At 45.6% G+C, this 228-nt stretch carries 2 protein-coding genes; both read left to right on the plus strand.

Annotated features, from left to right (window positions below):
• A partial coding sequence (locus tag SB756_RS36470; protein ID WP_410914135.1) for a type II toxin-antitoxin system HicA family toxin occupies positions 1-68 on the plus strand: 68 nt, incomplete at its 5' end.
• 26 nt (positions 69-94) lie between these two features.
• A partial coding sequence (locus tag SB756_RS36475; RefSeq protein ID WP_172608970.1) for a type II toxin-antitoxin system HicB family antitoxin occupies positions 95-228 on the plus strand: 134 nt, incomplete at its 3' end.

Raw genomic sequence — 228 nt, forward strand, 5'->3', positions numbered from 1 at the left:
TACCCCATCCTAAAAAAGACTTACCGATCGGTACGGTAAAGAGCATCAGGAAACAAGCGAGAATTTAATCCCGCTTGCCCGTAGAGGTATAAATATGTTTTATCCAATCGCGATTGAAGCGGGTGATCACGAACACGCATACGGCGTAATCGTTCCCGATTTACCAGGGTGTTTCTCTGCCGGGGATACTCTTGATGAAGCCATTAAAAACGCTAAAGAGGCTATCAC

The organism is Pseudomonas sp. SIMBA_068 (genome assembly GCF_046534705.1).
GTDB classification, from domain to species: domain Bacteria; phylum Pseudomonadota; class Gammaproteobacteria; order Pseudomonadales; family Pseudomonadaceae; genus Aquipseudomonas; species Aquipseudomonas putida.